A 17,806-nucleotide genomic window follows, 5' to 3' on the forward strand; every position below is an offset into this window, starting at 1 on the left:
TGGAGGCGATCCGGTGGGGGATTGGTCGAGGAGGGGGATTATCCGGCCGAAGTGGGAGATGCTCTAGGTCAGGATGTTGTTTATGTTGGCAGGCTTCGCACGGGCGTGAATGAGCCGACTACCAGGGATTTGTGGATTGGGTCTGATTACGTGCGAAAGGCTAGGCCCTTAATGCCGTGCTGTTGGCTGAGTTGTTGATAAAAAACCATCTGTAAAAGATACTTGCCCGGAACTTCGAAGGGTTAATCTAGCTTGACATCGCGCGCGTCAGTGTTTTTGAAAATCCGTGCGTTTATGGATTTCTTTTAAATGCCCTCTCGAGAGTCGAGAAGAAGAGAGAACAAGGAAAACGCTATGGCTCGGATTCGCAAACTGGTGCTGGCAATTGCAGCTGCTTCGGCTTTGACCTCCGGAGTGGCTCATGCGCTGGGGTTGGGGGAGGTAACCCTGCAATCCGCGCTGAATCAGCCCCTGGTGGCCGAGATCGAGTTGCTGGAGGTGCGCGACCTGGCAGCCAGCGAGGTGCTGCCTCGCCTGGCTTCCCCTGAGGAGTTCAGCAAGGCCGGGGTTGATCATCCCTTTTTTCTGAATGACCTGACCTTTACCCCGGTCATCATGCCCAATGGCAAAAGTGTCATTCGGGTAAGCTCCAATAAGCCGGTACGCGAACCTTATCTCAACTTTCTGGTTGAGGTGATTTGGCCCAATGGCCGTCTGTTGCGTGAGTACACGGTGCTGCTCGATCCGCCTTTGTATTCACCGCAAACCGCTCAGGCAGTTGCCCCACAGCTTCCGATTGCCGCTTCGGCACCTGCAGCCGCATCCGCTCCCGTGCAACCTGCCGCTGCGGCACCTCGTGTTTCGGCTCCGGCCCCAGCTCCGGTTGCAGTCGCAGCACAGGCTCCGGTTCGGACAACTGAAAGCGGTCAGTACAGAACGACTCGAAACGACACGCTATGGGAGATTGCCCAGAGCGTCGGGGGTGGTTCTGTGCAGCAGACCATGCTGGCCATTCAGGACCTGAACCCTAACGCCTTCATGGGTGACAACATCAATCGCCTGAAAACCGGCCAAGTGTTGCGCCTGCCTGACGAGCAACAGATCAAGGTTCGTTCCCGCGGTGAAGCAATTGCACGCGTGGCTGAACAGAATGCTGCGTGGCAGGCTTGGCGTCAGGCGCGCAGTCTGGCCGCAGGCGAGCGTCAGCTGGATGCCACCAAGCGCAGTGCTGTCAATGCCGTACCTGAGCGGATCGAAAGCGGCGATAGCCTGCGTCTGGTTTCCGGCGAAGAAGGCCAGGCAACAGTTGGCCAAGATGGTGGTGTCTCGGGCGACAGCAAAGCGGTTCTCGACAACTTGGCAGTGGCCAAGGAGAACCTCGACACTTCTCGCCGGGAAGGCGCTGAGCTACAGAGTCGCATGGGCGATCTGCAAAGCCAGATGGAAAAGCTTGAGCGTCTGATTGAACTCAAGGACAGTCAGTTGGCCAAGCTTCAGTCTGATTTGGCTGCGGATGTCGAGCCAGTCATACCCGTCACCGATAGTGGACCGGCCGGGCTCGAAGATGCACCCTTGGAAACTGTGGCTGTCACCCAGGTGGCGACTTCTGAAACGACCCCTGATGTCGTGGAGATCGTAGAGTCCGTCGAGGCCATTGAACCCATCCAGCCGCCGGCAGTGCCTGTTGAGGCGAGCCCTGTTGCCCCGCCGGCCAGCACGCCCGCTGTGGAGTCAAAGCCGCAGGCTCTGCTGGATCGGTTGCTGGCTGATCCGTTGCTGCTTGGAGCCGTGGGTGGGGGCAGCCTTTTGGTCTTGCTGTTGGCGCTCATGGCCTTGTCGCGGCGCAACGCAATAAAAGAGGCTGAATTGCAGGAAGGAATGACGCTCAGTGACCAGGACCAGAGCCTGGATCGCGATCTGGCGTTGCCGAACAGCAGCTTCGATGAGTTGGACGGCATTTCCCCGTCCCAGGATTCCGACTCCAGCAATGAGCTGTTGGGTGAGGTCAACATTTATATAGCGTATGGACGTTTCAATCAGGCGGCCGAGTTGCTGCTCAATGCGCTGGACAGTGAGCCTGAGCGTCGTGATCTGCGTCTGAAGCTGATGGAAGTCTTTGCCGAGCAGGGGGATCGTGGTGGTTTCGTTCAGCAGGAGAACGAGCTGCGTGAAATCGGCGGTGCCGATGAAGAGATTCGTCAGCTGAAAGATAAGTACCCGAACATGGCATCGAGTTCATTGGCAGGCGCCGCAGTGGCCGGTGCCGGTGCCGGTGCCGGTGCCGGTGCGCTGGCGGCCGGGACGTATGCCAGTGAGCTGGAGCAGGATGAGTCCAGCAACACCGGTGTATCGGACTTGGGCGACCTTGATTTTGCCGATAGCCTGCAGCTGTCGCCATCGGCGGCTGGCGACGATACGCCCCCGCTGGACTTCGACGAGCTGGATTTCGATCTGCAGCTTGAGGATGAGGCGAATACAGCGTTGGCTGACCCAGCTGTTCCGGTCTTGGGCCTACCAGCAGATGCTCTGAGCAATGACGATGATTTGTTGAGTGGCTGGTCGCTGGATGCCGAAACTCCTGCCCAGCCTGCACAGGCACCGACAGCCTTCTCGATGGAAGGTGCAGCGTCACTGGACGGTTTGCCGGATGACTTCGATTTGTCTTTGCCTGAAGAGGATCTGCTGGACATTGGAGGCATGGCTGAGCCAGCGGGTGCGGAAGATTTCGAGGCCGAGTTGAATCGCGTGAACGCCGAGCTGGACAACTTGACCGATGACCTGGAAATCCCGGTGATGGCAGAGCCTGCATTCGATATCACCGACCTGGGCCCGCTGGAAGAAGACGAGTTCGATTTCCTGTCGGGGACCAATGAAACGGCGACCAAGCTGGACCTGGCCCGTGCCTATATCGACATGGGTGATAATGAAGGTGCCCGTGACATCCTTGACGAGGTCTTGGGAGAGGGGGATGAGGCCCAGCAAGGCGAGGCGCGTGAGCTGATCGACAAGCTGAGTTAAGCGCAACACCGTAACAACCAAGCGGCAGCCCCAGGGCTGCCGCTTTCGTTTTGGGGTGCTGAAAATTGGAGCATGGGTGGAGCGCGAAATCGGTATGCCGGTCGGGCGGGGGCGGGCTGCAGTTTTCCCGTAGAATAAGCGGCTATTTCTGAAGTATGACCTGCAACCCGCTTGGCATGGCTTGTTGCAGCGGTAAATGAGCGCACGTGATTGAACATTGAACAAACCGCAGTAGAAGAAACGGCAGCCCCTGGTGTTTTTCGGGTGGCCTTGGGTGTGGAATACAAGGGTTCCCGCTATCGGGGCTGGCAGCGCCAACTGCCCGGTGTGCCTTCTGTGCAGGAGGAGCTGGAACGGGCCTTGTCACGGGTGGCGGCCCAGCCCGTAAGCCTGATGTGTGCAGGGCGCACCGATGCCGGCGTGCATGCCAGCGGTCAGGTCGTGCATTTCGATACGCAGGTGGAAAGGCCTTTGATCGCCTGGGTAATGGGCGCCAATGCCAATCTGCCGGGCGATATCAGCGTTACCTGGGCCAAAGTCATGCCGGCGCATTTTCACGCCCGCTTCAAGGCATGCGCGCGGCGTTACCGTTATGTGATTTATAACGATCAGATTCGGCCCGCGCATATGGCCGAAGAGGTCACCTGGAACCACCGACCTCTCGATGTTCAGCGCATGCGTGAAGCTGCACAGGTGTTGGTCGGCACCCATGATTTCACCTCATTCCGTGCACTCAAATGCCAGGCCAAATCGCCGATCAAGACGGTGCATCATTTGCAGGTTATCGAGCACGGGCGGATGATCGTCCTGGATGTGAGGGCCAATGCCTTCTTGCACCACATGGTGCGTAATTTCGCCGGTATGCTGATGACTGTTGGGGCCGGAGAGCGCTCGGTCGAATGGGTGGGTGAAGCCTTGGAGGCGCGTGACCGTCGGCTCGGTGGAGTCACCGCGCATCCTTATGGTCTGTATCTCGTACAGGTTGAGTATCCAGAGGAGTTCGTCTTGCCAGAGCGTTATCTGGGACCGCATTTTCTGTCTGGATTGCCAGACTGCATGAAGCCTTGAACAGGTCGGTCACGCTTGCAGCCGGCGGCCCTTTTGTTAACATCCTCGACATTTTCAGGCGGGTATTTCTCTTTTGACGATCGTTCGCAGCAAGATTTGCGGTATCACCTGCGTCGCGGATGCCTTACTGGCTGCAGAGGCCGGTGCGGATGCCATCGGGCTGGTGTTCTATGCAAAAAGCCCTCGCGCGGTAAATCCAGAGCAGGCGCGCGCCATTGTCGCGGCCTTGCCACCTTTCGTTACAACGGTGGGGCTGTTCGTCAATGCCGGGCGTGAGGAAATCCAGCAGGTGCTGCGCTCTGTACCGCTGGACATTCTGCAGTTTCACGGCGATGAAGAGCCGCAAGCGTGCGAAGGCCACGGCCGTCCTTATTTTAAAGCTTTGCGCGTGCGCGCTGAAGACGATCTGTTGGCGTTGGCGAAGAAGTATGCGAGTGCCCAAGCCATTCTGCTCGATGCGTATGTACCCGGCCTGCATGGCGGTACGGGAGAGCGTTTCGACTGGTCATTGATTCCCGCTGGGTTACCCAAGCCATTGATCCTGGCCGGTGGGCTTGCACCACATAATGTGCGCGAAGCCATTGCCCAGGTGCGGCCCTATGCGGTGGATGTCAGTGGTGGCGTTGAGGCCAGCAAAGGCCGTAAGGATGCGGAAAAAGTGCGGGAATTCATTCGGCAGGTGCGCCTTGTCGACACCACCATGTGACGACCGGCGGCTGTTTGCCGTCCACTAGCGAGTCGCCTGCGCGCGCGGTGCCGATTGGTTGGCCTGCGTTGGGGCGAAGCCGAATTGAGACGATACGTTATGCGGGCGGTGGGAGTTCATCCCCTGCCGCTGTTTCAGCAAAACGTTCGTGATGGGGAATTTGCTCGGGGCCAGCATCTGGCGCGTGGCCCTCGAATTAAAATTTGCGGAGAACAAGTATGAGCAACTGGTTGGTAGACAAACTGATTCCTTCAATCATGCGTTCCGAGGTCAAGAAGAGCTCGGTTCCGGAAGGTCTGTGGCACAAGTGTCCCTCCTGCGAATCGGTGCTCTACAAGCCGGAGCTGGAAAATACCCTCGATGTCTGCCCCAAGTGCGACCATCACATGCGGATCAATGCACGCACCCGCCTGGATATTTTCCTGGATGCTGAAGGACGTGAAGAGCTGGGTGTCGAGCTCGAGCCGGTAGACCGCCTGAAGTTTCGCGACAGCAAGAAATACAAGGACCGCCTGGTAGCCGCACAAAAGTCGACCGGCGAGAAAGATGCCTTGATCGCCATGCGTGGCACCCTGCAGGGCATGCCGGTGGTGGCCGCTGCATTCGAATTCTCTTTCATGGGCGGTTCCATGGGCGCCGTTGTCGGTGAGCGTTTCGTGCGCGCTGTGAACGCTGCGCTTGAACAGCGCTGCCCGCTGGTCTGCTTCTCCGCATCGGGCGGTGCCCGCATGCAGGAAGCGCTGATTTCCCTGATGCAAATGGCTAAAACCTCGGCTGCGCTGGCACGCCTGCGTGAAGAGGGCCTGCCGTTCATTTCCGTGCTTACCGATCCGGTCTATGGTGGTGTATCTGCCAGCCTGGCCATGCTGGGCGATGTGATCGTCGGCGAGCCCAAGGCACTGATCGGCTTTGCCGGTCCGCGCGTGATCGAGCAGACCGTGCGGGAAAAATTGCCAGAAGGTTTCCAGCGCAGTGAGTTTCTGCTGGATCACGGTGCTATCGACATGATCATCCCGCGCAATGAGCTGCGCCCGCGTCTGGCCCGTCTGCTTGCCCAGTTGATGAACCTGCCGACCCCGGTCGAGACTCCGCAAAGCGCATGAACAGCCGCACGCTGCCCGACTGGCTGAATTACCTGGAGCAATTGCACCCCACGGCGATTGATATGGGCCTGGATCGTTCGCGCGCCGTGGCCCGTAACCTCGGGCTCGGCAAGCCGGCGACGCGTGTCATCACCGTAACCGGTACCAACGGCAAGGGCTCTACCTGTGCGTTGCTGGCTGCGCTGATTCGTGAACAGGGCTTCAAGGTGGGGCTCTACAGTTCGCCGCACCTGCTGCGGTACAACGAGCGGGTGTCGGTGAATGGCTCGGATGCGAGCGATGCCGAGCTGTGTGCGGCATTTGCAGCGGTCGAGGCCGCCCGTGGCGAGATTTCCCTGACCTATTTCGAGATGGGCACGCTGGCGGCCTTCTGGTTGTTCGAGCGTGCCGGTCTGGACTTCGTCGTGCTGGAGGTCGGCCTCGGCGGGCGCCTGGATGCGGTCAACCTGGTGGATGCCGATCTTGCTTTGGTGACCAGCATTGCTGTCGATCATGTGGAATGGCTAGGTAGCACTCGTGATTCTGTGGCGGTTGAAAAGGCAGGTATTTTCCGTGCCGGCAAGCCTGCGCTGTGCGGCGATTCTGCTCCGCCAGTGATACTGCAGCAGCAGGCGGATTCCCTGGGGGCGCCTTTTTTGCAGCGTGGCCTGGACTTCGACCTGCAGGTTGAGGCGCAGCATTGGCATTGGCAGGGCCGCAACGTTGCCGGTGCGCCGTTGAGTTTGCGTGAGTTGCCGTTGCTCGATCTGCCCATGCAGAACGCCGCGCTTGCGCTGCAGGCGTACGCGCTGCTCGACCTGCCCTGGGAACCGGTGCGTCTCGCCAAGGCTCTGCGAGAGGCGAAAGTAGTAGGGCGGCTGGACCGCCGCACACTCAGCTGGCAGGGCAAATCACTCGCCTTGTTGCTGGATGTGGGGCACAACCCCCACGCTGCGCAGTATCTGGCCGAACGATTGCAAGCCTGGGGCGGTCAGAGAAATGCTGTTTTCGGCCTGCTGTCCGATAAAGACCTGTCCGGTGTCATCGAACCGCTGCTGGACGGTATCGGTCACTGGGCCGTCGCACCCTTGCACACACCGCGCAGCCGTCCGGCTGCCGAACTTGAGGCAGCCTTACAGGCCCGCGGGGCGAGTGTGACTGCGCATGACTCGATCGTCGCGGCATTGGAGGCACAATGCACAGAGGCGGCGGTGGGCGCGGAAATCTTGGTTTTTGGCTCGTTCTTTTGTGTTGCCGAAGCCCTGGAGTGGCTGGCAAGCCAGCGCAACGCAACTACACACCTCAACGAATCCTAGGAGCCTGACATGGCGGTGCTTGAGCGTGGATTGAAGCAGCGGATGGTGGGAGCGCTGGTGCTGGTTGCCCTGGCGGTGATTTTTCTACCGATGCTGTTCTCGCGCGATAACGAGCCGAGACATGTGCGCGTCGAGGCGCCAAGCAGGCCGGCCATGCCTGAGGTCCCTGATTTTGCAGTGGCGCCGGTGACCGTGCCTGAGCCGTTGCCCAATGAACCGATTCCCGGAAGCGCGCCAGAAACTCCGATCAGTGCCTTGCCTGCCCAGCGGCCAACAGCGGTACAGGAACCCGTGCGAAAACCCCAAGCCACGGGTCTGGGTGAGCCTGCCGCCAAGGCACCGGTGCGTACGCCTGAAGCGCGCCTGGATGCCAACAGCTTGCCGGTCAGTTGGTCAGTGCAACTGGCCAGTCTGTCCAACCGTGCGAATGCGGAAAACCTGCAAAAAAACTTGCGCAGCCAAGGCTATAACGCCTACATCCGCCAGGCGGGAAAGATGAATCGGGTTTTCGTCGGACCGGTGATTGAGCGTGCCGAAGCGGATCGCTTGCGGGCCTTGTTGAATCGCCAGCAAAAGCTTGACGGTATCGTCGTACGCTTCGAGCCTGAAAAAGGCTGAGCAAGCAGCGTATGCAAGGGCAACGCCTCCCAAGCTCCGCCCGGCGTTGCCCTTTTTGATAGCGGGCCTGGAGAGGCCGGCTGCGTGCATGTCTGTCGTAAAAAACCATTTCTCCCCCTAAGCATCGCTTACTTGAATGGCCAGTGCTCTGTTAAAATGCACGCCCTTTTTCGCCGCTGGTCTATTCCGTGTCCTTTACCTGGGTCGATTGGTCGATCATTGCTGTCATTGCTGTTTCGGGTTTGATCAGTCTCAAACGTGGTTTCGTCAAGGAAGCGCTTTCGCTGCTCATCTGGATCGTTGCCGGAGTCATTGCGTGGATGTTCGGCGGGGCACTGGCCGAGCATCTGGTCGACTTCATCGAGACGCCTTCAGCGCGTGTCATCGCTGCCTGTGTCATTTTATTCGTGGCGACCCTGCTGGTCGGTGCGCTTATCAATTTTCTCGTCGGTGAGCTGGTTCGTGTGACGGGATTGTCCGGTACCGATCGTTTGCTGGGCATGGTGTTTGGCGCCGCGCGCGGTGGATTGCTGGTGGTGGTGCTGGTTGGGTTGCTCAGCCTTGCGCCGGTCCAGCAGGACGCCTGGTGGCGAGAATCCAATCTTCTGCCGCATTTTCTGATGGTTGCGGATTGGTCCAAGAATTTGATCCTCAACACGGTCGGACAATGGATGGTTGACGGCGCTGTGCCGCGTGATTTCAGTCCGCTTGGCCGGTTGTAACGTAGTTGTAGATGCGGGAGCTTGTGCTTCCACCTTCTGTTTTTATAAGTGAGGTTGCGTCACATGTGTGGCATCGTCGGAATCGTCGGCAAGTCGAACGTCAATCAGGCGCTGTATGACGCGCTAACCGTCCTTCAGCATCGCGGCCAGGACGCAGCCGGGATCGTGACCAGTCACAAAGGCCACTTGAACATGCGCAAGGAAAACGGCCTGGTGCGCGATGTGTTTCATCAGCGACACATGCAGCAGCTGGTCGGCAAGATCGGCATTGGCCATGTGCGCTACCCCACCGCCGGCAGCTCCAGCTCGGCCGAGGCGCAACCGTTCTACGTCAACTCGCCCTATGGCATCACCCTGGCACATAACGGCAACCTGACCAACGTCGAGCAATTGACCCAGGAAATCTACGCGGCCGACCTGCGCCATGTGAACACCAATTCCGATTCGGAAGTGCTGCTCAATGTGTTTGCCCATGAGCTGGCGTTGCGCGGCAAGCTGCAGCCCACCGAAGAAGACGTGTTCGCCGCAGTGAGCAAAGTGCACGAGCGCTGCCGTGGCGGTTACGCGGTGGTGGCGATGATCACCGGTTACGGCATTGTTGGTTTCCGCGATCCCCACGGGATTCGCCCCATCGTCTTCGGGCAGCGGCATACCGATGAAGGCGTCGAGTACATGATTGCCTCGGAAAGCGTGGCACTGGACGTACTGGGTTTCAGTCTGATTCGTGACCTGGCGCCGGGCGAGGCGGTGTACATCACCGAGGGTGGCAAGCTGACCACCCGCCAGTGCGCCAAGGAGCCCCAGCTTTCGCCGTGCATCTTCGAGCAGGTCTACCTGGCGCGTTCCGACTCCATCATGGATGGCGTTCTGGTGTACAAGGCGCGTTTGCGCATGGGCGAGAAGCTGGCGGACAAAATCCTCCGCGAACGTCCCGATCATGACATCGATGTGGTCATCCCGATTCCGGATACCAGTCGGACGTCAGCGCTGGAGCTGGCCAACCGTCTGGGCGTCAAGTTTCGCGAAGGCTTCGTCAAGAACCGCTATATCGGCCGCACCTTCATCATGCCCGGCCAGGCTGCGCGCAAGAAATCCGTACGCCAGAAGCTCAACGCCATCGACCTGGAATTCCGCGGCAAGAACGTAATGCTGGTGGACGACTCCATCGTGCGCGGCACCACCTGCAAGCAGATCATCCAGATGGCCCGCGATGCCGGGGCCAAGAAGGTCTACTTCTGCTCGGCGGCGCCGGCGGTGCGTTATCCGAACGTGTACGGCATCGACATGCCCAGCGCCCATGAGCTGATTGCCCATGATCGCACCACCGAAGAAGTGGCCAATCTGATCGGTGCCGATTGGCTGGTCTATCAGGATCTTGAGGACCTCAAAGACGCGGTGGGTGGCGGCAAGGTCAAGATTGAGCACTTCGACTGTGCGGTTTTCGATGGCCACTATGTGACCGGTGATGTCGACGAGGCCTATCTGCAGCGCATCGAACAGGCGCGCAACGATCTGAGCAAGACCGAGTCGAATTCGGTCAATGAAATAATCGGCCTCCATAACAATTGATCCAAATACCGCGCGGCGGCGCGGCCGTCGCGCCGTAACGCAAGGTGTATGCAATGACTATCGAATGGGATGCAGGGCGTCTGGACAGTGATCTGACCGGCGCAAGCTTCGACACGCTGGCGGTACGAGCAGGACAGCATCGCAGCCCTGAAGGGGAGCACGGCGAAGCGCTGTTTATGACGTCCAGCTACGTGTTCCGCAGTGCCGCCGATGCGGCCGCACGTTTCGGCGGGGAAGTACCGGGCAACGTCTATTCGCGTTATACCAATCCCACGGTTCGCGCTTTCGAAGAGCGTATCGCCGCGCTGGAGGGTGCCGAGCAAGCTGTGGCCGCCGCGTCTGGCATGGGCGCGATCCTGGCTCTGGTGATGAGTCTGTGCAGCGCCGGTGATCATGTGCTGGTGTCGCGTAGCGTGTTTGGCTCGACCATCAGCCTGTTCGACAAGTACTTCAAGCGTTTCGGCATTGAGGTGGATTATCCGCCGCTGGCCGACCTGGATGCCTGGGCAGCAGCCTGCAAGCCCAACACCAAACTGTTTTTCGTCGAGTCACCCTCCAACCCGCTGGCTGAGCTGGTGGACATCGCCGCCCTCGCCGAGCTGGCCCACAGCAAGGGCGCGTTGCTGGCCGTGGACAACTGCTTCTGCACTCCGGCGTTGCAAAAGCCGCTGGCGCTGGGTGCGGATATTGTCATGCATTCGGCGACCAAATACATCGACGGGCAGGGCCGTTGCCTGGGCGGTGTGGTCGCTGGCCGCGCCAAGGAGATGCAGGAAGTCGTCGGTTTCCTGCGTACCGCCGGCCCGACCCTCAGCCCATTCAACGCCTGGCTGTTTCTCAAGGGGTTGGAAACCTTGCGGGTGCGCATGCAGGCGCATTGTGCCAGTGCCCTGGCCCTGGCTCAGTGGCTGGAGCAGCAACCGCAAGTGGCGAAGGTTTATTACAGCGGGTTGCCCAGCCATCCGCAGCATGAATTGGCCAAGCGGCAGCAGAGCGGTTTTGGCGCAGTGGTGAGTTTCGAGGTCAAGGGCGACAAGCTCGCGGCGTGGCGGGTCATCGACAATACTCGCATGATCTCCATCACCACCAACCTGGGTGATACTAAGTCCACCATCGCCCATCCGGCGAGCACCTCCCATGGCCGTCTGAGCCCAGAGGCCCGCGCGGCTGCCGGTATCAGCGACAGCCTGATTCGTCTGGCAGTGGGGCTGGAAGACCTGGAAGACATTCGCGCCGACCTGGCCCGAGGACTGGCAGCCGTTTAAGGCAGAATGTCGAACGGGTTACCCAAACGCCACGTTTCGTGTAACGGAACGTGGCGTTTTTGCGTCTTGAATAGCCCATTCAGCCGGAGATAAGCGGAGCGCGGTTACAGGTACGCCTTCGTTTAGCCTCTCCAGCGGCAATCCTTACCTTAAAAGCCGGCTGTTGGATTGGCATTCCACCAGCGGTATCGAGGGGTGGGTAGGCCTCTACTATCCTCTTGGCGCGCAACGGCAATGGCTCCGTCGCTCAAACGCCGCGCGTTACGGCAAAACAACAAGACGTCAGGGTGCGTGCATGGACCGCCACGTTTCGACCTCACATGGGGAAGTGATTCGCGAAGATCTGCTGAACCTATTGGCACAGAGCGAGAACGTGCCGTTGACGTTGCTGCTCGCGCCGCCCGGTTCCGGTAAATCCACCTTGCTGAAACACTGGCAGCAACGGCCAAGCCGCTATGCAAAGATCTATGTTTCAGTCCCTCTTCGTGAGGCCCATCCTGACCGCTTTCTGCATCGTCTGACCGAAGCGGTCGCGGCCCGGTTCTCCACGTTCGACCAGGCATGGCCGGAGCGGCTGAATAAAGGCATGGCCAGTTCTCCGCTGGCCTTGGGGGAAGGGCTCGCCGGCGCGCTAGAGCGACTCGATGAGCAGCTGTGCCTGATTTTCGACGATTTTCAGCACATCACCGTAGCGGATCTCCTGCTGATAATGGCGGCCCTGCTTGAGCACTTGCCGCAGTCAGTCCGGGTGGTGATCGCCAGCAGTCAGCAACCTGACCTTCCACTGAGCCGTCTCCGGCTGGAAAACCGTTTGCTGCATATCGATGAGCAGGCGTTGCGCTTTTCCGTGCAGGAGATCAAGGCATTGAACCTCTTGCTGGGTGCTGGCGTGATCGAGGATGAAGCGGCCTGCACATTACTGAACATCACCGAAGGCTGGGTTACGGGGGTCAAGGTCGCGTTGCAGAGCTGTGCCCGGCAGTCTGGACGGACAGCCGTGCGGTTCAATGGCGACCAGCCACAAATTGCCGAGTACTTCGCTCAGGTGGTTCTCCGGCCCCTTTCGCCGGTCTGCCGCGATTTTCTGATGTACACGGCGCTTTTTGAACGATTCAACGGCGAAGCCTGCGACCAGATGTTGCAACGTAGTGGTTCAGCGTTGCTGCTTGAGCAGTTGGCGGAGCAGCACGTCTTCATGCTACCCATTGATCAGCACCCGGGCTGGTTTCGTTACCAGAGGTTGTTTCGCGAATTTCTCATTCACCGCCTGGCCATCGAGCAGCCTGAGCGTATCGGGCTACTCAATGGCCGGGCCGCTCGCTATTTCCTGACCCGTGATGATCCCGAACAAGCACTGCGGCATGCCCAAGACAGTGGTGATCACGCGCTGTTTCGCGATGTCCTGGCAATCTGTTGTGCGCGATGGGCATGCACGGGCCACGTTTTGCGGATACTTGAGTGGCTGTCAGCCATGCCCGATGAGGAACTGTTGCAGGACGGTCGTTTGCTGGTGCCCTTGATCGATGCCTTGATCCTGTCGAGGCGCTTCCACCAGGCGGGATATTACCTGGACCAAGCGGCGCAGGGAGAGATCGAGCCGGATTGTCTGCACTGCCAGAAACTGACCTTGCAGCTGTTCCAGCTAGATCGGGAGTTCGAGCTTGAGGCTGGCTGGCAGGCGCTCCTGGAGCCACAGGTGGCCATCGAGATTCGGGCGCGGATGCTGATCATCAATGCCTACCATCATCTGCTGCGCGCACGGCTGGCCGCGTCTCTCAGGTTCGCCAGCCAGGCCAAGGAACTGCTGGCTCAAAGCGGCTGGTTATTTCTGGAGAGTTATGCCGACCTGATCATTGCGTTGTGTCAGCGCAATGCCGGGCAGGTCAGTCAGGCACGCAAGGTGGTGTGCACGGATTTTCAGCGCACGGACAGCGCGAGTCCGGCCTGGGTCAATCGAGCCACGGCCATGGTGGTTGCGTTGCACGAGCAAAACCAGTTGGGCGCGGCGCAGGAGCTGTGTGAAAAGCTGCTGTCACGGGTCAATGCCTCGTCGGCGACCGAAGCGATCGCTACCGTCTACATCATTCTGTCCCGCTTGCTTCATCGCGGCCATTACCCAGAACGTGCCAGCCGGCTGCTCGACCAGCTATCCGGCATCTTGCAATTGGGCAATTACGCACGCTTTGTCGCGCAGGTTATCCAGGAGCAGTTGCGCCAGGCGTTTCTGAGTGGCCGGGTGCAACTGATGGATGACCTGGCGCGGCGTCATCGACTTGATGAGCTGCTCGCGGAAGGTTACTGGGAAGTGGCACAGAAGTACGACGAGTACTGGGAGCGCTTAGGGCTGGCCACCGTGTATTGGCTACTGGCCAAGGGCGCCCATGGACGGGCCCTGCGGGTGCTCGGAGTGCTGGCCAAATCACTGCGGCAAAGCGAGATGCGTGGCCGGGCGTTGATTGTCGACGCCAATCTGCTGGTGCTCAATGCCCAGCACCTCGACAAGAATGCGCAGCGAGAGGCGCTGCTGCGTCTGGTGGAAGAGTATGGCGTCGCCAATATCACCCGCTCGGTGTTCGATGAAGCGCCAGGGTTCGGCGAAGGGGTCTTCGGCCTGATGCGTTCCGGGATTTTGGACATACCCGAACGCTACCAGCAGTTGTATGCCGAGTTCCTAGCCCCGGACCAGCCAGCACAGCGCTTGTCAGCGCCAGGCTTCGCCAGCCTGCTGACCGACAAGGAAGTGGAAATCTTCGAATGCCTGCTCAAGGGGCTGAGTAATACGCAGATCAGCACCCACACCGGCATCGCTCTGACCACCACCAAGTGGCACCTGAAAAACATTTATTCGAAGCTGAATGTGGCGAATCGTACCGAAGCCATCCTCAGTGTGCGTACACGTCCCATCTCTTGATACCCACGTCCGATCCCGCTAGCCGCTACTTGTTCTTTCCCCCTCCCTGGGTAGGGGGGCGCTCAGGACGTATCTACCTACTCTGCCAAAGCCGATCTGTTTTCGTGCGCACGACAATAAAAAACGGGAGATGGAAACTATGTCTGTTTGGGTAACCTGGCCTGCTTTGACCAAGTTGGGAACGCTAGGAATTTTTGCGGGCCTGATCACGCTTGCTATGGAGCGCGAGGCGCTGTTCGAGAACAACCTTTTCGATGCAGAAAACTACGCACGCCATAACGCCGATATCACCTGCGATCCGCGAAGCGTGATCGCACGTACCGAGGACGGCACCTGTAACATCCTGTCCAACCCGTCTGAAGGTTCCGCGTACATGCGCTTCGGGCGCAACGTGGCGCCCGAATACCAGCATGCCGAAACCGACACGCTGCTGAGCCCCAACCCGCGCGAGGTCAGTAACGTTCTGATGTCGCGCGACGAGTTCAAGCCCGCGCCCAGCCTGAACTTCATTGCCGCCGCCTGGATCCAGTTCATGATCCACGATTGGTTCGACCACGGCCCGAACGCCGATGCCGATCCGATCCAGGTTCCGATGCCTGCCGGCGACCCGAAGGGATCCGGCACGATGTCGGTACGCCGTACCCAGGCCGACCCGAGTCGCACGCCTGATGAAGCCGCCAAGCCGCAGAGCTTCCGTAACCACAACACCCACTGGTGGGATGGTTCGCAGCTCTATGGCAGCAGCAAGGAAGCCAACGACAAGATCCGTTCCTTCGTGGACGGTAAGCTGAAAATCGAGGCCAACAACCGTCTGCCCCGCGAGTTTGTCAGCGGCAAGCCGGTTACCGGCTTCAACGAGAACTGGTGGGTCGGCCTGAGCATGCTGCACCAGCTGTTTACTCTCGAACACAACGCCATTGCCGACAAGCTCAAGGCCAAGTACCCGAACGAGAGCGATCAGTGGTTGTACGACAAGGCGCGCCTGGTCAACTCGGCATTGATGGCCAAGATCCACACCGTGGAATGGACCCCGGCGGTGATCGCCAACCCGATCACCGAGCGCGCCATGTACTCCAACTGGTGGGGTCTGCTGGGTCAGGGCGGCCCGCGCACCGACTTCCAGGAGGAAGTTCGCAAGCTGCGTGAGGACCTTGCCAAGTCCGACTCCTTCGTCAAGCGCATCCTGGGCTTTGATCCGAACCTTTCCGGCAACGTCGGTAGCGGTTCCATCGACCACGCCCTGACCGGTATCGTTGGCTCGGCAGCGCCGAACAACTATGGTGTGCCGTTCAGCCTGTCCCAGGAATTCGTCGCGGTGTACCGCATGCACCCGCTGATGCGCGACAACATCCAGGTCTATGACATCGGCTCGAATGTGGCTTCGCGCACCATTCCGCTGCAAAGCGCTATTGATCGTGAGGCCGAGGATCTGCTGGCTGCCGAGCGCCCGGAGCGTCTGTGGTATTCCTTCGGTATCACCAATCCCGGTTCGCTCACGCTCAACAACTACCCGGACTTCCTGCGCGATCTGACCCTGCCGCTGATTGGCAATGTCGACATGGCGACCATCGACGTCCTGCGTGACCGCGAGCGTGGCGTGCCGCGCTACAACGAGTTCCGCCGGCAGATTGGCCTGAACCCGATCACCAAGTTCGAGGACCTGACCAAGGATCCGCAAACCCTGGCCAACCTGAAGCGCCTGTACAACAACGACATCGAAAAGATCGATGCACTGGTCGGCCAACTGGCCGAAACCGTGCGTCCGGATGGCTTCGCCTTCGGTGAAACCGCGTTCCAGATCTTCATCTCCAGCGCGTCTCGCCGTCTGATGGCTGACCGCTTCTACACCTCGGATTACCGTCCTGAGGTCTACACCCAGGAAGGTATCGACTGGGTCGAGCACACCACCATGGTGGACGTGCTGAAGCGTCACAACCCGCAGCTTAACAGCAGCCTGGTGGGCATCGAGAACGCCTTCAAACCCTGGGGTCTGAATATCCCAGCGGATTATGAAAGCTGGCCGGCCGCCAACAAGCTGGAAAACTTGTGGGTCAACGGCGCCCTGCGTACCCAGTTCAGCCTCGATGAGCTGCCGCCGCTGGCCCCTGTGGATGTGGGTGGTTTGATCGGTTCGATCCTCTGGAAAAAGGTTCAGACCAAGAGCGACGTGGCACCTGTGGGTTACACCAAGCCGATCCATCCCAATGGCGTAATGGCCAAGGCCAAGTTCGTGCCGCTGCCGGATAACGGCTATACAGGCCTCTTCGAAGGCTCTGACCATGGCTTGCTGCGTCTGTCGGTGACTGGCGACCCGGCCACCCGTGGCTTCCAGCCTGGTCTGGCCTGGAAGGCGTTCGTCGATGGCAAACCCTCAGGTAACGTGTCCGCGCTGTATACCCTTTCGGGTCAGGGCAGCAACTACAACTTCTTTGCCAACGAGCTTTCGCAGTTCGTGAGCACCGAAGCCAATGACACCTTGGGCAGCACCATTCTGTTCTCGGCGGTCACGCTGAAACCGACCCTGCTGCGCGTGGACGACATGGCCAAGGTCAAGCAGACCGGTGCCGCCGTGGCCACACCCAAGGCACCGACCCAGTTGTACTTCGTGCCGCGTGCTGAACTGAAAACGCGCTTTGCCACCGGGCCCCATGACTTCCGTCATGACCTGCTGACCCTGAACGAAGGCACCAAGGTCTACGATCTGTATGCCACATCCATGCAGATCAAGACCTCGATCCTGCCTTCGCTCAATACCCGCTATGCCAACGAGCGCCGCAGCAGTGCGCGCAAAATTGGTGAAATCGTGCTGACATCGCCCTTTATTGCCTCGGCATTCGGGGACCACGGGGTGTTCTTCAAGCATCAGCGTAACGAAGACAAGTAATACGCGTTAGCTAATAAAAAGTCCGGGGCCCGCAAGGGCTCCGGACTTTTTATTACCTGATTATCTGCGGGGCAGGGTGGGCAGGGTGGGCAGATGGGCTGGTTGCTAAGCGCTATTGGGCCTTGTCTTAACAGGCGTTCTGCGCTTTGAACTCGCCAGTGAACTGTCTGGGATGTCGGTTCGCGCAATGGCCCGGGACCGGCCGCGAGAGAGGTAGTTTGCTGGATTGGGGAAATCGCCAACGGATTGGTAAGCACCGATTACTACCCTGGCGCCACTCCAATCGGCTGCTGGGTAAGGTGCTTTAACAGGGCCTTGCGCTAGGGCTCGTCTTCCAGGTCGACAGATCGAGCGCCCTGGCCGTCGAACAAATGGTTGAGCCGTTCGGGCAGCAGCCGCGCCGCGCGGCTTTCATCGCCGAGGATGCGGATATCGCTGTACTTCCTGCCGGATAACACCGCCAGCCCGGCGGCGTCACGGATCACGCTGGGGCGCAGGAACACCATCAGGTTGCGTTTGATGTGCGTGTCGGTGGTCGAGCGGAACAGGCGGCCCAGCCAGGGAATGTCACCGAGCAGCGGCACCTTGGACACGCTCTGCGTGATGTCGTCCTGGATCAGCCCGCCGAGCACCACCACCTGGCCGTC

The 17,806-nt window shown here is 59.6% G+C and carries 12 protein-coding genes and 1 pseudogene; 12 read left to right on the forward strand and 1 reads right to left on the reverse strand.

The window, feature by feature from the left end:
* Positions 1-21: 21 nt before the first annotated feature.
* The 12 genes and pseudogenes from H9642_RS18385 to H9642_RS17930 all read left to right on the forward strand — a co-directional run.
* Positions 22-215, forward strand: a pseudogene (locus tag H9642_RS18385) (aspartate-semialdehyde dehydrogenase); the annotation flags it as partial.
* A gap of 139 nt (positions 216-354) precedes the next feature.
* Entirely contained in the window at positions 355-3,018 is a 2,664-nt protein-coding gene (locus H9642_RS17880) for a motility hub landmark protein FimV (protein WP_251837820.1), read from the forward strand.
* A 210-nt stretch (positions 3,019-3,228) separates the two neighbouring features.
* The gene (gene truA / locus H9642_RS17885) at positions 3,229-4,086 is read left to right on the forward strand and encodes a tRNA pseudouridine(38-40) synthase TruA (RefSeq protein WP_251837821.1); all 858 of its coding nucleotides are present in this window, start codon (positions 3,229-3,231) and stop codon (positions 4,084-4,086) included.
* A gap of 73 nt (positions 4,087-4,159) precedes the next feature.
* Positions 4,160-4,792 carry a phosphoribosylanthranilate isomerase gene (locus H9642_RS17890; RefSeq protein WP_251837822.1) on the forward strand — a complete coding sequence of 211 codons (633 nt, stop codon included), beginning with the start codon at positions 4,160-4,162 and terminating at the stop codon, positions 4,790-4,792.
* 218 nt (positions 4,793-5,010) lie between these two features.
* Positions 5,011-5,895 (forward strand): acetyl-CoA carboxylase, carboxyltransferase subunit beta, encoded by an 885-nt coding sequence (gene accD, locus H9642_RS17895; RefSeq protein WP_251837823.1) that lies wholly within the window; start codon positions 5,011-5,013, stop codon positions 5,893-5,895.
* On the forward strand, positions 5,892-7,190 hold the full coding sequence (folC, locus tag H9642_RS17900; RefSeq protein ID WP_251837824.1) for a bifunctional tetrahydrofolate synthase/dihydrofolate synthase: 1,299 nt from the start codon (positions 5,892-5,894) through the stop codon (positions 7,188-7,190). The genes accD and folC overlap by 4 nt, the downstream gene beginning before the upstream one ends.
* Positions 7,191-7,199: 9 nt before the next feature.
* On the forward strand, positions 7,200-7,808 hold the full coding sequence (locus H9642_RS17905; protein WP_251837825.1) for an SPOR domain-containing protein: 609 nt from the start codon (positions 7,200-7,202) through the stop codon (positions 7,806-7,808).
* A 188-nt stretch (positions 7,809-7,996) separates the two neighbouring features.
* Positions 7,997-8,530, forward strand: coding sequence for a CvpA family protein (locus H9642_RS17910; RefSeq protein WP_251837826.1), 534 nt, complete (start codon positions 7,997-7,999; stop codon positions 8,528-8,530).
* 63 nt (positions 8,531-8,593) lie between these two features.
* On the forward strand, positions 8,594-10,099 hold the full coding sequence (gene purF, locus H9642_RS17915; RefSeq protein ID WP_251837827.1) for an amidophosphoribosyltransferase: 1,506 nt from the start codon (positions 8,594-8,596) through the stop codon (positions 10,097-10,099).
* A gap of 53 nt (positions 10,100-10,152) precedes the next feature.
* Entirely contained in the window at positions 10,153-11,364 is a 1,212-nt protein-coding gene (locus tag H9642_RS17920; protein WP_251837828.1) for an O-succinylhomoserine sulfhydrylase, read from the forward strand.
* 295 nt (positions 11,365-11,659) lie between these two features.
* Positions 11,660-14,275 (forward strand): winged helix-turn-helix domain-containing protein, encoded by a 2,616-nt coding sequence (locus H9642_RS17925; protein ID WP_251837829.1) that lies wholly within the window; start codon positions 11,660-11,662, stop codon positions 14,273-14,275.
* 139 nt (positions 14,276-14,414) lie between these two features.
* On the forward strand, positions 14,415-17,159 hold the full coding sequence (locus H9642_RS17930; RefSeq protein WP_251837830.1) for a peroxidase family protein: 2,745 nt from the start codon (positions 14,415-14,417) through the stop codon (positions 17,157-17,159).
* Between the two features lie 320 nt (positions 17,160-17,479).
* On the opposite strand, the gene H9642_RS17935 is transcribed toward H9642_RS17930, so the two are convergent.
* Positions 17,480-17,806 (reverse strand): secretin GspD/PilQ domain-containing protein (locus tag H9642_RS17935; RefSeq protein WP_491016060.1); only part of this gene is annotated, 327 nt, incomplete at its 5' end.

It is taken from the genome of Serpens gallinarum (assembly GCF_014836765.1).
Classification (GTDB): Bacteria; Pseudomonadota; Gammaproteobacteria; order Pseudomonadales; family Pseudomonadaceae; genus Serpens; species Serpens gallinarum.